This window comes from Litorerythrobacter xanthomarinus (assembly GCF_046254955.1).
Classification (GTDB): domain Bacteria; phylum Pseudomonadota; class Alphaproteobacteria; order Sphingomonadales; family Sphingomonadaceae; genus Qipengyuania_C.
The window spans coordinates 232674-245402 of record NZ_JBJXRG010000001.1 but is presented as its reverse complement, the minus strand read 5'-3'; the positions used below and the strand labels follow the sequence as shown (position 1 = coordinate 245402).

Genomic DNA, 12729 nt, shown 5'->3' with positions numbered 1-12729 from the left:
TCTTGGTTTGACTTGAAGCTGAACCGTGGCACAAACTGCTGTTTGTGACTGAAGATTCAACAAGCCAGCTTCCCGAAGTTCTCGAAACATGCGTGGGAATGCTTCCCTCTACGTGGCGCGAAAAAACGCATGCCATGATGTTGCGTTTTGTTGGCAAACGCCTTGCACCCGAACTCTATAGGTCGGTTACAGAAGAGGCCGACCTTGCGAGAGGCAAGGCGATCGTAAGCGACGGACTCGCCAGGGCTGCGCTTGAAAAGATCGTGTCCGATCCTCAACAAGTTGAGCGCGCCGTCGAGCGTTTCTATGGTGATCAAGTTCTGAAGCAACAGAATCTTGAGAGTATTGTCGCTCAAGCGGGTTCATTAATTGAGGAAAGGGTAGGCGGCGAAATCGAACCGCCACCCAGCGACATTGATGACGATTGGAGGCGGAAGTTCACCTCATTTGCAGAAGATGTTTCAAGTCCGGAAATGCAGACAATCTGGGCACAAATTCTGGCGGGTGAGTTTCGGGATCCCGGAACGTACTCTTTTCGTACCTTGCGATTAGTGTCTGAGCTACCTCCAAACGTCGCGCGGACGTTTCAAGACCTTTCCAAATGGGTCGCTAACGGTGATGCGATTGCATGTGTGGGTGGTGATTGGAACGAAGGCGAACTTTTCTCGAAAGCTAAATTACTAGGAGATTGGGGAATTTCGCTGGATGCTCCTGGAGAGAGTTCACGACTGGCCAGAAAACTGGATGATGATCAATATGCGTTCCCAAACGGTAAGGTTGTCGGTCTTTTGCACATTCCCGATGGGCCGGAGAAGATAGGTTTTCCGATTATGCTTCTTACGCAGTCGGGAGTTGAGTTGCTGGGATTACTTCCACCGGCGAATGATCAGTTTGTGATGAGAAAGATTTTGGAGGCGGTCCGCAAGGATCATCCGAAGGCGATCTTTGGTCAGATTTTCTCAAGGTCTACGAACGGTTTGATTGAGGTTGTATTCGACACCAGTCTCTAGATCTCAACACCCACCCGCGCATTCCCGATCCTGCTCCACCTGAACCGTCGCATGGCCGATGCTGTGGTGATGGTCTAGCTCGTGCGCGATCTCGGCCAGAAACGCGTCACCCGGATGGCCGCCCGGCATGACGAGGTGCGCGGTCAGCGCAGTTTCGGTGGTCGACATCGGCCAGATGTGGAGATCATGCACCGCCGCAACCCCGTCCAGCCCTGCGAAATAGGCACGCACAGCGCCTTCATCCACGCCATCGGGAACCGCCAGCATCCCCATCTTCACGCTGTCTTTCAGCAGACCCCATGTGCCCCAGGCGATCACCGCCACGATCACCAGGCTCACCAATGAATCGATGATTGCCATGCCGGTCAGCAGGATCAGAATGCCCGCGATCACCACGCCGACCGAGACCAGCGCATCCGCCGCCATATGGAGGTAAGCGCCGCGGATGTTGAGGTCCTGCTTGCGTCCGCGCATGAACAGTAGCGCCGTCGCCGTGTTGATTACCACGCCCACGCCGGCGACCCAGATCATCACCATCCCTTGCGGCTCGACCGGATCGACCATGCGGTGAATTGTCTCGAACAGGATTGCGCCGATCGCCACCAGCAGCAGCATCGCATTGGCGAATGCGGCGAGGATGGTCGAGCTTTTGTAGCCATAGGTGAAACGCGCAGACGGCGGCTTCTTGGCCGCGACGGATGCCGCCCACGCCAACAGCAGCGCCAGCACGTCGGACAGGTTGTGGCCAGCATCGGCGACTAGCGCCATCGATCCGGAGAGGAAGCCGAATGTCGCCTCGACCACAACGAAGGCGAGGTTGAGTGTGACACCGATAGCGAAAGCACGGCCAAAGTCTGCAGGAGCATGCGAGTGCCCGTGCGAGTGACCATGCGCGTGGTCATGATTGTGCGAGTGATGCGCCCCCATTGCTGCTATTCGTAGACGCAGGCGTCGAGCCCGTCACGCGCCACGACATTGATCCGCACAGCAATTGTTCGCCCGTGACGCGCCAGCCAGCCGGAAGGGCTGGTCACCTCGCGCTTTTTCGGGAGGGGCAGGGCAGCGGCCATGCGCGCCGCTTCCGCCGGGCTGAGCCGCGCAGCGGACTTGCCATAATACCGCTTTGCGCCGGCCTGCGCGCCATAGGTGCCGATCCCGGTCTCCGCGACATTGAGATAGACTTCCATGATCCGCCGCTTGCCCCACATCTGCTCGATCAGAAAAGTGAACCAGGCCTCCATTCCTTTACGGAAATAGCCGCCGCCTTGCCATAGGAACACGTTTTTGGCGGTCTGCTGGCTGATCGTCGATCCGCCGCGGATGCGCCCGCCTGTGGCATTTTCCGCCGCCGCCTTGGCGATCGCCACCGTATCGAAGCCGCCGTGCTGGCAGAACTTGCTGTCCTCCGCCGCGATCACCGCGCGCACGAGGTTGCGGTCGATGTTGGAAAGCGGCTCCCAATCCTTGGTGACTGAGTTTTCGTCCATCGCCATTGTCGCCGTGAAGGGCACTGGCACATAGCGGAACAATACGACCAGCAGGAAGCTCGCCGCCAGGAACAGCAGGATGCCTTTCGCCAGCCAAGTGAGGACGCGTGTCATGACCCAATGGTTAGCGAGATAATGCTTGCTTGCAAGCCGAGTGACAGTTTCTCCCGGTCTGCTTGAGCGGGAGTTTGCGAGTGCGTGCTCAGGGAGACCGAATTTAGCATTTTTGCTGCTTGTTATCGTCGATCAGCCCTGTCTATTCGCGTGGGACGTCTCTCAAGAAAAGAGGTAATCTTGGCACTATCACGCGCAATTTTGGTATTCTCATCACTGGGACTGGCCTCGGCGGTACCAGCTCAAGCGCAAGATCCCTCTGCCGCGGAGGCTGTGCGCGAGGCAGTCTCAGCGGACTATGACGAGCATCTGGAGGAGCTGTTTCTCCATTTTCACCGCAATCCCGAACTTTCATTTCTTGAAACGAACACCGCTGCACGAATGGCAGCAGAGCTACGCTCGGCTGGGCTGGAAGTGACAGAAGGGATTGGCCGGACCGGCGTTGTCGGCATGCTGCGCAATGGCGATGGTCCCCTCATCTTGCTGCGGGCAGATATGGATGGATTGCCTGTAAGGGAAGCGTCGGGCCTCAGCTATGCCTCACAGGCGGTTCAGGCCGGATTGAATGGGCAAGAATACCCAGTCATGCATGCCTGCGGACATGATGTGCACATCACCTCACTGGTAGGGACTGCACGGCGGTTGATGGCCTTGCGTGATCATTGGCGTGGTACCATCATGTTTGTTGTGCAACCTGCTGAAGAGCGGCTCAGCGGGGCGAAGGCGATGATCGAGGATGGCCTATACGAACGTTTTGGAACGCCAGACTATGCGCTTGCCTTCCACGTCGCTTCGGCCCTTCCGACTGGCAAGTTGGGTTCCACATTGGGTATTTCGACTTCCACATCGGATGCGGTCAATCTCACCGTTTCTGGAATTGGCGCGCATGGTGCATTCCCCCATGCTGGCCGTGATCCAGTGTATATTGGGGCGCAGATTGTGACTGCGCTACAATCAATCGACAGTCGCGAATTTGCGCCGTTGGAGCCTGTTGTGGTGACCGTGGGAGCCTTCAACTCTGGGACGAAACATAACATCATTTCTGACCGGGCTGACTTGCAGATCACGGTACGGGCCAACTCAAAAGCCTCGCGCGAACAGGCTCTCGCCGCCATTGAGCGGATTGCAGTCAATATCGGACGCGCGCATGGCCTCCCGGAAAATATGCTGCCTTTTATGGAAGTAGTCGAAGGAACTGCGGAGGTCCGCAACGACAGGGCGCTGGCAGAACGTCTGAATGCGACTTTGCGCGAGGCATTTGGCGAGGATACCCTGATCGAAGGTAAGCAAGAGGGAATGGGATCGGAAGACTTCGGCGAGTTCGTAACCAATGAACTCGGCGTGCCGGGATATTTCTATGCTGTTGGCGGAACCCCGCCTGAAGCGTTTGCTGCGGCAGCAGCCGGCGGGCCTGCTATTCCTTCGCATCATTCTCCGCTGTTCAAGGTCGCCCCGCGCGAATCGATTACGTTGGGAGCTCGATCCATGGTTGCTGCGGTGCTTGATTTGGCAGCTGCGGAGTAGTTGTCTTCGCGCAAGCGTCGAGTAACGAAAAAAGGCCGGACGAAACGCCCGGCCCTCCTGAATCAGATTGAGCTAAATTCTCAGCCGAACTCGGCGCTCGGCAGCAGGCGCTCGCCGGCAATGCGGTGCATCGCCTTCTGCAGCTTCTCGAACGCGCGGACTTCGATCTGGCGGATCCGCTCGCGGCTGACATCGTAGACCTTTGAAAGCTCTTCGAGCGTCTGTGGATCTTCGGTCAGGCGGCGTTCCGAAAGAATGTGCTTCTCGCGGTCGTTGAGGCTGTCCATCGCTTCCAGCAGCATGTCGTGGCGCACTTCTGCCTCTTCGGCGTCCGCCACGGTCTCGTCCTGCAGCGGACGATCATCGGTCAGCCAGTCCTGCCATTCGCCCGAACCGTCTTCGCCATTGCGCATCGGCGTGTTGAGCGAGCCATCGCCGCCCATCATCATCCGGCGGTTCATGTTGATCACTTCCTGCTCGGGCACACCGAGATCGGTTGCGATCTTCTTCACATCGTCGGGATGCAGGTCGCTGTCTTCGTAGGCTTCGAGCTGCTTCTTCATCCGGCGAAGGTTGAAGAACAGCTTCTTCTGGGCCGCGGTGGTGCCCATTTTCACGAGCGACCAGCTGCGCAGGATGAATTCCTGGATCGAGGCCTTGATCCACCACATCGCGTATGTCGCGAGGCGGAAGCCGCGATCGGGTTCGAATTTCTTAACGCCCTGCATCAGACCGACATTGCCTTCCGAAATGAGATCGGAAACCGGCAGGCCATAGCCGCGATAGCCCATGGCGATCTTCGCCACGAGCCGCAGGTGGCTCTGCACCAGCTGTGCGGCCGCTTCGGGATCTTCATGTTCGGCATAGCGCTTGGCGAGCATGTATTCCTGCTCGGCCGTCAGTACCGGATATTTCTTGATTTCGGCCATGTAGCGATTGAGGCTCGCTTCGCCGCCGAGTGCGGGGACCGATGGTCCTTTGTTGTTATTCACGTAAACCCTGACCTTTCTAGCGTCGACCCACTGCGCCGGACCCCTGATGGGCATCCGTTCTTTCGGGCCACTTGGTTACATATAGACGGCTTTTCCGATTTTTGCAGCGCTTTTCATCGATTTCAACGTGCGGTTTGGTCGATTAGTTCCTGCATATCGGCGGGTAATTCCGCCTCGAATTGCACCTTTTCTCCCGTCACTGGATGGACAAAGCCCAGTTGCGCCGCGTGGAGTGCCTGGCGGGCAAAGCCCAACTCCTTGAGAATGCTACGCAAAGCAGCGGGAGTGCGTCCATACACCGGATCTCCCAATAGCGCATGGCCGATTGACGCACAGTGAACCCGGACCTGATGCGTTCGCCCGGTCTCCAGACGGCACTCGATCAGCGAGCATTCGCGCAGTTTTCTCAGCAATTTATAATGCGTGACGGCGTCTTTTCCGCGCTTCGAATCGTCCGGCAAAATCGCCATTTTCTTGCGATTCGCGTCGGAGCGGCCGATTCGGCCGACGATTTTGCCCTCAGACCTCGCGAGATGACCCGCAGATATCGCGAGATAACGCCGGACAATGCTGTGATCCGCGAATTGTCTTGCCAGACCTTCATGCGCCGCGTCGGATTTCGCGACCACCAGCAAGCCTGAAGTGCCCTTGTCGATCCGGTGGACGATCCCGGGCCGGGCGACGCCGCCGATCCCGCTCAAGGAGCCGCCGCAATGATGCAACAGCGCGTTGACCAAGGTGCCGTCCGCATTGCCGGCGGCAGGATGAACCACCATCCCGGCAGGCTTGTTGACCACGATGAGGTGCTCGTCCTCATATGCGATATCCAGCGGGATATCCTGCGGCTCGGCAGCAAGCGGTTCGGGCGGGGGGACTGTGATCCGGAATGCGGCCCCCGCTGCAACCTTGGCGGAGGCGCTCGTCGCGGTCTGTCCGTCGACCTCGATCATGCCATCGGCGATCAGTGCCTGAACCCGCGCCCGCGAAAGGTCCGTCGCCTCGGCCAAGAGCTTGTCGAGGCGGCCGGAGCTCTCAAGTGATCCAGTAATGATTTCGCCATCGGGATTGCGCATCACAATCTCATGCAAGCTCATTGAACAGGCGGCAAGAGCGATCGCGTTGCTACTCATCCATCAGTTTCATTACCGCGATAATGTGCAGGACGATGAAGGCCGGAACGAGAAACGTTGGAAAAAGCACAAACGGTGCCTGGCCCATCGCGTCGGTGCTTAGCTGCCCATCAAAGTGTAGCGGCAGGCCACTACGAGCCAGAAGCCCAATCGAAACGACAATCATGAAATCAGCCATCCCCGCAACAACGACGCCCCATGCAGCTACGTGAGCGTGCGGGAGATTGCGCGCGACGGCCAGAGCGGCGACGGGTGCGCCAATACCGACCAGAATGTCACCAATCCCGGCCGGGAACGCGAAAACGGGCGGCAGCACCTGCGTTGCCCATGCAAATAGGAATGCCGCGCCGATCACGCGCCAAGCTTGTAAGGCTGTGATCTCCGCCAGATCGCACCTTGCCACCCAATTGCGCAAGCGGGAGGAAAGCCTTGTGGCTAGATAGAATGTCAATGGCGGGCCTCCTGCACATGCGACCATTGCTGCCGGAAACTCGCCTGGAGGAGCATCAAAGGTTCCGGCGATTGCCAAGCCGAGGATGATGAGAAACCAAATGCCAAGAATGGCCCAGATCACTGGTGATGTAGAAATTGAGGCCGGCAAATTGTCCATTCGGCCAGGACCTGCGGCTACTTGAAGGTCGGTATCGGGTGTCATGCCAGTCTCCAGATTTAAGTGTATATACACCTGTTGTTGCAAATTTTTTATGCGAGCTTGTTCATCTGATCGAGAAGCGCGGATGCATTTCGAGCGCCCATTGCATCAATCGCATACGATTGCGCACGCTCCCACAGGGGTACTGCATCTGCGAAGCTCTTCGAACCCTGGGCGGAAAGGCTGATCCGGCGTTCACGGCGATCTTCGCCCGCTCTGCTGCTGACCAGTCCGTTTCGCTCCAGAACCGACAGATTGCGGGTTAATGCTGTGCGCTCCAATTCAAGCGCCTCGGCCAGCTCTGATATCGTCGTTTCACCCATGGCGGCCAGCGTTGCCAAAGTTGCAAATTGACCGACATTTATTCCCACGCGCCCGAGTGCGGCGTCATATATCCGGGTCAACTTTCGCGCGGATCTCCTGAGGTTCGAGCACAGGCAATTCGAGGGATTCAGCAGCTCATCCATAATTTGCGTGTAGGTGCACTTAAAATGTGAGTCAAGGAACATGACATTTCGCTGGCTGATGCTAGTTCGGTTCAAATGGCCGTGGATATTGACCCGTCAGACCTGCAGCAGCTGCTTGCTGAGGCCAAATCGGCCCACCCGCGCGAATGCTGCGGGATATTGCTGGGCGAGTGTACTCGGATCACTGCCATAACACCCGCAGCCAATGTCCACCCGAACCCAGAAACCCAATTCGAGATCGATCCTCAGGCGCTCGTCGACGCGCATCGAGATGCCCGAAGCGGCGGGCCGCAGGTTGCCGGCTATTACCATTCGCACCCAAACGGGCTGGCCGAACCATCTTCGACGGATCGGGAACAGGCTACGCGAGACGGCTCGATATGGGCAATTATTGCCGGCGATACGATTACATTCTGGCACGATGGGGAAGAGGGGTTTGTGGCGCTTCCCTATCGAATCGTTGATCGCTAAGACTGCTTTATGACTTCCCAAACCGAACTCGCCGCGCTGCTGTGCTCACGCCTGTGCCACGACATGCTCTCCCCTGTGGGGGCACTCAACAACGGTCTCGAGCTGCTGGCAGATGAGACCGATCCCGAGATGCGCAAAAATTGCATGGAACTGCTCGAGCAGAGCGCCAAAACCAGCGCCGACAAGCTCAAGTTCTTCCGCCTCGCATTCGGTGCGGCGGGCGGGTTTGGCGAGATGGTGCCTTGTGAAGAGCCGCAGGCGCTGATTGACGCGCTCGCTTCGGCCAACCAACGCCTCACGATCAATTGGGCGCTGGCTGATCCCAAGCTGCCCAAGCCGGCGGTCAAGGTCCTGCTGAACTTCGCCCAGATCGCGATTGAGGCGCTGATCCGGGGCGGGACGCTCGATATCGGCGCCGAATTGCGCAGCGACAACGGCAAGGGCAACAGCGAGATTGTCGTGCGGGCGAGCGGGCCGAAGATCGCGTTCGATGAAGCGATTGGCCGGGCGCTCGAAGGATCGCTCGGGCCGGGCGAACTTAACAGCAGGACGGCAGCCGCGCATATGATCGCCATGCTGGCGGAAGACGCCGGCGGCGGCCTGCAATACCGCCTGGAGGATGACACTCTGGTTCTCGGCGCTGTGCTTCCCTCGCCGGAAGGCCTGATCGGTTGAGCGGAATGGAGATCGACGAGATCGTCCATGCGGTGATCCCATCACCCAATTTCGATGAGCGGGCTTTGCCGGTCTCGATGCTGGTGCTCCACTATACAGAAATGAAGCCGATCGAAACGGCGCTCGGTAAGATGGTCAATCCCGATGCCAAGGTTAGCGCGCACTATCTTGTGAGCGAGGCAGGTGTGGTTACGCAGCTTGTGGCAGAAGAAAAGCGCGCCTGGCATGCCGGTCTCTCCTATTGGCGCGGCCACAAGGATGTGAATTCGGCCAGCGTCGGGATCGAGCTTGATCATCCCGGCCACGGCGGGGGGTATCGCGAATTTTCGGACTTACAGTTCGAGGCGCTGGTGCCGCTCGTCGCAAGGATCGTCAAAACCTATGACATTCCCCGCGCCAACGTGGTCGGCCATTCCGATGTCGCGCCTGCTCGCAAGATGGATCCGGGCGAGCTGTTTCCGTGGGACCGGCTTGCCGAATACGGCCTGTGCCTGCCGACGCCGCAGAAGCTCGAGCGCGGCGATCCCTTCGATAACGATGCTTCTTTCTACCTCGCGCTCGAGCGCTTTGGATATGACATCACCGATGGCCACAAGGCGGTTGAGGCGTTCCAGCGGCGCTGGCGCCCGGAGAAGATCGACGGCCAGGTTGATGGGCAAATCCGTGCGATCCTGTTCCAGCTGCTCTTGGATCGCGACAGGGGCGATGCGCGCTAAGATTGAAAAGCACGAAGAGCTATAGCTAATTCAGTGGCTGCGGGGACCACTTAGGGGGCAAACTTAATGAATAGCCAAGCAGTTGAGCAGGTTCGGCCCGCGCGGGTTGAGTATGTCGACGCACTGCGTGGTTATGCCTTGTTCGGTCTGCTGATGGTGCATGCGGCTGAAGGGTTCGGCGTCGGCACTGCACGCATGACCCCAGATGCTTGGGGAGAAGTGATATTCTTCTTCTTCAGCAACAAGGCCTTCATGATCTTCGCTCTCCTGTTCGGTTTCAGCTTCGCCACCATAATGGGTAATCAGCGCGCTCGCGGTGTGGATTTCACAGGCCGGTTTGCGTGGCGTTTGTTGCTTCTGATGGTAATCGGCACGCTGCACGGGCTGATCTACAACTACGAGATATTGCAGGTGCTCGCGATACTTGGCTTGTTGCTCATTCCGCTGGACAGGGTTCGCAGCCCGATCGTCTTGTTGGCAATTGCCGGCTTGTGCTTTCTTCAGATCCCGCTTCTCGTCCAGTTGTGGATGGCTACTGCGGGCAATAGCTTGGCCGCGGCCCAACCGTATCTTTATGGTCCTGAGCCCTATCAAACCCATCTGACCGGGAGTTTCACCGAAGTCATCAGCGCCAATGCCGTCGAGGGACTGATGGCCAAATGGTCAGTCACCTGGTCCTTTGGGAGGGTGGCCGAGATTGCCGGCCTGTTCGCACTCGGTGTTGTGCTTCAGCGCACCGGCTTTTTCGCGCGCCTTGCGATGAGTCGCGGGCTGGCGATTTCCTTGATTGTGGTTGGCGGGAGCGCCCTTGTTATGCTCTATCTGCTGGTTGAGCCACTAGTGCCGGGCTCGCCCCTGGGGCCAGATTTCGCCATTGGCCCGTTCACAGAACGCACAATCCTGTTCCAGTGGATATCGCTTGCCTCGATCACAGCGCAGATCGGATTGCTGGCACTTCTGTGGAATTCGCCGGTGCAACGACTGATTGGTCTATTCCGTTTACCGGGACGTATGACATTGACGCTCTACGTCGCGCATTCGCTTATTGCTGTTCCGGTGCTCTACCAGTTTGGGCTGGGAATGGGCGAGGTGTGGGACACGCGGGACAAGGCCATGGTGGCGATCGCCTTTTTCGGGTTGCAAATTCTCATCGCGCAGTGGTGGTACGCCCGATACCGCTATGGGCCTCTTGAATGGACCTGGCGTGCAGCGACACTCAACGATTGGAGTGTTCCGCTGCGGGTTGAGGCCCGGACAGCCTGAGCGGACGGGGCGGCGACCCCCTTCCCACGCTTCCACTCCTTCCCTATATCACCACCCGCCAGGGGGCCGGGCAGCCGCGCTATCCGCATGGGTATCGAGGAAAGTCCGGGCTCCACGTTACAAGGGTGGCGGGTAACGCCCGCCGGACGAGCGCTTCGGCGTGAAGTTCAGGGAAAGTGCCACAGAGAGTATACCGCCGATGGAGGGAGACCTCACAGGCAAGGGTGAAAGGGTGCGGCAAGAGCGCACCGGGGCTTCTGGTAACAGCGCCCGCATGGCAAACCCCACCCGGAGCAAGGCCAAATAGGGGTCTCGCGCCTGCTTGCAGGCAGGGATGTTTCGACCCGAGAGACCCGGGTTGGCTGCTGGAGCCACGGAGCGATCCGTGGCCTAGATGAATGGCTGCCCCTGCGGCGCTGGTCTGAAAGGATACCGGTCGCAGGACAGAACCCGGCTTACAGGCCCCCTGGCATTACTCCGCGTCCGGAACAAAGCGCCCTGCTGGCGATTGGCTGTCCATGACGTCGAAAATTCATCGCAGCGCCCTCGAGCGCGCCGCAATCATCCTCGCTTTCCTCTGGCAGATCGGTTCGACTGCCTTGCCGGCGCTCGGCCTTGGCGAGCCGATCGGCAGCCGCTCGGACGGCTCTCGGACACTGATCACACCCTCCGGCTGGGCCTTCTCGATCTGGGGTTTGCTGTACCTGGCATCGGGCGTCTTCGCCGTGTGGCAAGCGCTTCCGGGGCAGCGCGAAAATCCCCTGCTTGCAGAATTGGGTTGGCCGGCAGCGGGAATATTCTTCTTCAACGGATTGTGGGCGACCTACACCCAGTTCGCCGACCTGACATTCATCTCCGTCATCATCATTTCGCTCGGTCTGGGCAGCGCTCTCTTATGCGTTCGCGCTCTCTCGGGATCCGCCGCTGCATTCGGTTCGCGCGAGCGATGGCTGGCGGCGCCGGTACTGAGCGCGCTGGGCGGTTGGTTGACCGCCGCGACCATCGTCAACATTGCCGCTGCGCTGAAGTATCACGGTATCGAAGCGGGCGAGCTGGCGGGAACGATCTCGGCGGCAATCATCGTCGTCGGCGGTGTGATCGTGTCATTTGCGGTCGCCGGATCGCGCGGCAACCCTTGGTATGCGCTGCCGTTCCTGTGGGCGTTGCTGGCGATCTATTTTGCCGGGGGCCAACGAGAAGCGCTGGTCGCCATCGCCGCCGTCTTGGCGGCTATGGCAGTAATCGCTGCATTGGTGTGGCGACTGCGCGATCCCGCCAATCGCCGGCATTGGTTCCGCTAAAGTCTAGTCCGCGTCCTTCGCGACACGGATCCCCATGATGTAATAGGGACCATTGGCGGCATAACGCCGCGCGGCGCGGATGTAATAGCGGTCATTCCACCACGATCCGCCGCGGCCGATGTACAACTCGCAGTCTGCGACGGCGTAGGCCGAGCCATCGCGCGGTATCTCGTCGGCGTAGTTCGACGTGCCGCAATCTGCGGTCCATTCGCCCTGGTTGCCAAGCATGCCGTATAGTCCGAAAGCATTGGGCTTGCCGTAACTGGCGGGTGCCGTGAAGGCATAGCCATCGTCGCAGTCGAACTGCGGACGAAACGAGCTGGCGCCAGCAACATTGCCATATTCGCATGCTTCCGGCCCGTCGCTGTCGCCCCAGTAGCGCGCGGTAGTGGTGCCGGCGCGTGCGGCGTATTCCCATTCGGCCTCGGTCGGCAGGCGATAGGGTTCGCCGGTTTCCTCGGCGAGCCAATCGGCGTAGGCTTTGGCATCATCCCATGAGACGCAGGTGACCGGGTGATCTCCGTCCTGCTTGAACAGCGCCTCGCGCCAGCTTGTGCCGTGCGCGGGAAGCCAGCCGGTGAACTGTTCGGTTTTGACGAAAGCCTGGCACTCTTGCGACGGGTGGCCAGTGGCTTCGACGAAGGCCGCGTATTGGTCGACCGTCACTTCGGTTTTGCCCAGTGCGAAAGCCGGCACGGAGATTTCGACTTGCGGTGTTTCGAGCGCGCCCTGGCTATCGGGCACGCCTTCGCGGCCGCGTTCATCATCGGGAGAACCAATCAGGAATGTTCCGCCGGGAATTTCGACCATGTCGATGCAGGTGGCGCAGTTCTCGCCCGCCGGATCATCTACTTCGCCCGCATTGCAAGACGTCAACGCAAGCGCTGCCGCCCCCAAAGTCATCGCAATTCTCATAACCCCATCCCC

At 59.1% G+C, this 12729-nt stretch carries 14 protein-coding genes and 1 other RNA gene; 8 read left to right on the top strand and 7 right to left on the bottom strand.

Going from position 1 to position 12729, the window contains the following annotated elements; all coding sequences use genetic code 11:
- The first annotated feature begins 44 nt into the window (after positions 1–44).
- A complete protein-coding gene (locus ACEWMW_RS01230) occupies positions 45–1010 on the top strand; it encodes a DUF2806 domain-containing protein (protein WP_409412069.1) in 966 nt (321 codons plus the stop codon).
- Positions 1011–1013: 3 nt separating this feature from the next.
- Here the strand turns inward: ACEWMW_RS01230 and ACEWMW_RS01225 are convergent, their stop codons facing one another.
- Both ACEWMW_RS01225 and mtgA read right to left on the bottom strand, forming a co-directional pair.
- Positions 1014–1937, bottom strand: coding sequence for a cation diffusion facilitator family transporter (locus ACEWMW_RS01225; RefSeq protein ID WP_409412068.1), 924 nt, complete (start codon positions 1935–1937; stop codon positions 1014–1016).
- A gap of 5 nt (positions 1938–1942) precedes the next feature.
- A complete protein-coding gene (gene mtgA / locus ACEWMW_RS01220; RefSeq protein WP_409412067.1) occupies positions 1943–2611 on the bottom strand; it encodes a monofunctional biosynthetic peptidoglycan transglycosylase in 669 nt (222 codons plus the stop codon).
- A 180-nt stretch (positions 2612–2791) separates the two neighbouring features.
- Between mtgA and ACEWMW_RS01215 the strand changes: the two genes are divergently transcribed.
- Positions 2792–4135, top strand: coding sequence for an amidohydrolase (locus tag ACEWMW_RS01215; RefSeq protein WP_409412066.1), 1344 nt, complete (start codon positions 2792–2794; stop codon positions 4133–4135).
- An 80-nt stretch (positions 4136–4215) separates the two neighbouring features.
- Here the strand turns inward: ACEWMW_RS01215 and rpoH are convergent, their stop codons facing one another.
- From rpoH to ACEWMW_RS01195, 4 genes are all read right to left on the bottom strand, one after another.
- Positions 4216–5181 carry an RNA polymerase sigma factor RpoH gene (rpoH, locus tag ACEWMW_RS01210; protein ID WP_409412065.1) on the bottom strand — a complete coding sequence of 322 codons (966 nt, stop codon included), beginning with the start codon at positions 5179–5181 and terminating at the stop codon, positions 4216–4218.
- Positions 5182–5249: 68 nt separating this feature from the next.
- Positions 5250–6200: an RluA family pseudouridine synthase gene (locus ACEWMW_RS01205; RefSeq protein ID WP_409413587.1), complete on the bottom strand. Its 951-nt coding sequence runs from the start codon at positions 6198–6200 to the stop codon at positions 5250–5252.
- 49 nt (positions 6201–6249) lie between these two features.
- The gene (locus ACEWMW_RS01200) at positions 6250–6831 is read right to left on the bottom strand and encodes a hypothetical protein (protein ID WP_409412064.1); all 582 of its coding nucleotides are present in this window, start codon (positions 6829–6831) and stop codon (positions 6250–6252) included.
- Between the two features lie 128 nt (positions 6832–6959).
- Positions 6960–7376 (bottom strand): MarR family winged helix-turn-helix transcriptional regulator, encoded by a 417-nt coding sequence (locus ACEWMW_RS01195; RefSeq protein ID WP_409412063.1) that lies wholly within the window; start codon positions 7374–7376, stop codon positions 6960–6962.
- A gap of 75 nt (positions 7377–7451) precedes the next feature.
- Here ACEWMW_RS01195 and ACEWMW_RS01190 point away from each other — a divergent pair, with 75 nt between their 5' ends.
- From ACEWMW_RS01190 to ACEWMW_RS01165, 6 genes are all read left to right on the top strand, one after another.
- Complete coding sequence (locus ACEWMW_RS01190) at positions 7452–7847, top strand: M67 family metallopeptidase (RefSeq protein ID WP_409412062.1); 396 nt, start codon at positions 7452–7454, stop codon at positions 7845–7847.
- 9 nt (positions 7848–7856) lie between these two features.
- Entirely contained in the window at positions 7857–8522 is a 666-nt protein-coding gene (locus ACEWMW_RS01185; protein WP_409412061.1) for a histidine phosphotransferase family protein, read from the top strand.
- Positions 8523–8527: 5 nt separating this feature from the next.
- Positions 8528–9238 (top strand): N-acetylmuramoyl-L-alanine amidase, encoded by a 711-nt coding sequence (locus tag ACEWMW_RS01180; RefSeq protein ID WP_409413586.1) that lies wholly within the window; start codon positions 8528–8530, stop codon positions 9236–9238.
- A 66-nt stretch (positions 9239–9304) separates the two neighbouring features.
- Positions 9305–10501 carry a DUF418 domain-containing protein gene (locus ACEWMW_RS01175; protein ID WP_409412060.1) on the top strand — a complete coding sequence of 399 codons (1197 nt, stop codon included), beginning with the start codon at positions 9305–9307 and terminating at the stop codon, positions 10499–10501.
- A 58-nt stretch (positions 10502–10559) separates the two neighbouring features.
- Positions 10560–10975, top strand: an RNA gene (gene rnpB, locus ACEWMW_RS01170) — RNase P RNA component class A.
- A 44-nt stretch (positions 10976–11019) separates the two neighbouring features.
- On the top strand, positions 11020–11802 hold the full coding sequence (locus ACEWMW_RS01165; RefSeq protein ID WP_409412059.1) for a hypothetical protein: 783 nt from the start codon (positions 11020–11022) through the stop codon (positions 11800–11802).
- Between the two features lie 3 nt (positions 11803–11805).
- Here the strand turns inward: ACEWMW_RS01165 and ACEWMW_RS01160 are convergent, their stop codons facing one another.
- The gene (locus ACEWMW_RS01160; RefSeq protein WP_409412058.1) at positions 11806–12717 is read right to left on the bottom strand and encodes a formylglycine-generating enzyme family protein; all 912 of its coding nucleotides are present in this window, start codon (positions 12715–12717) and stop codon (positions 11806–11808) included.
- Positions 12718–12729 lie beyond the last annotated feature (12 nt).

What these genes read in the sequence shown, in the direction of transcription:
- ACEWMW_RS01225 (WP_409412068.1), bottom strand. Translation starts at nt 1,937, where the DNA reads ATGGGGGCGCATCACTCGCACAATCATGACCACGCGCATGGTCACTCG.
- mtgA (WP_409412067.1), bottom strand. Translation starts at nt 2,611, where the DNA reads ATGACACGCGTCCTCACTTGGCTGGCGAAAGGCATCCTGCTGTTCCTG.
- rpoH (WP_409412065.1), bottom strand. Translation starts at nt 5,181, where the DNA reads ATGCCCATCAGGGGTCCGGCGCAGTGGGTCGACGCTAGAAAGGTCAGG.
- ACEWMW_RS01205 (WP_409413587.1), bottom strand. Translation starts at nt 6,200, where the DNA reads ATGCGCAATCCCGATGGCGAAATCATTACTGGATCACTTGAGAGCTCC.
- ACEWMW_RS01195 (WP_409412063.1), bottom strand. Translation starts at nt 7,376, where the DNA reads ATGGATGAGCTGCTGAATCCCTCGAATTGCCTGTGCTCGAACCTCAGG.
- ACEWMW_RS01190 (WP_409412062.1), top strand. Translation starts at nt 7,452, where the DNA reads ATGGCCGTGGATATTGACCCGTCAGACCTGCAGCAGCTGCTTGCTGAG.
- ACEWMW_RS01185 (WP_409412061.1), top strand. Translation starts at nt 7,857, where the DNA reads ATGACTTCCCAAACCGAACTCGCCGCGCTGCTGTGCTCACGCCTGTGC.
- ACEWMW_RS01180 (WP_409413586.1), top strand. Translation starts at nt 8,528, where the DNA reads ATGGAGATCGACGAGATCGTCCATGCGGTGATCCCATCACCCAATTTC.
- ACEWMW_RS01175 (WP_409412060.1), top strand. Translation starts at nt 9,305, where the DNA reads ATGAATAGCCAAGCAGTTGAGCAGGTTCGGCCCGCGCGGGTTGAGTAT.
- ACEWMW_RS01165 (WP_409412059.1), top strand. Translation starts at nt 11,020, where the DNA reads ATGACGTCGAAAATTCATCGCAGCGCCCTCGAGCGCGCCGCAATCATC.
- ACEWMW_RS01160 (WP_409412058.1), bottom strand. Translation starts at nt 12,717, where the DNA reads ATGAGAATTGCGATGACTTTGGGGGCGGCAGCGCTTGCGTTGACGTCT.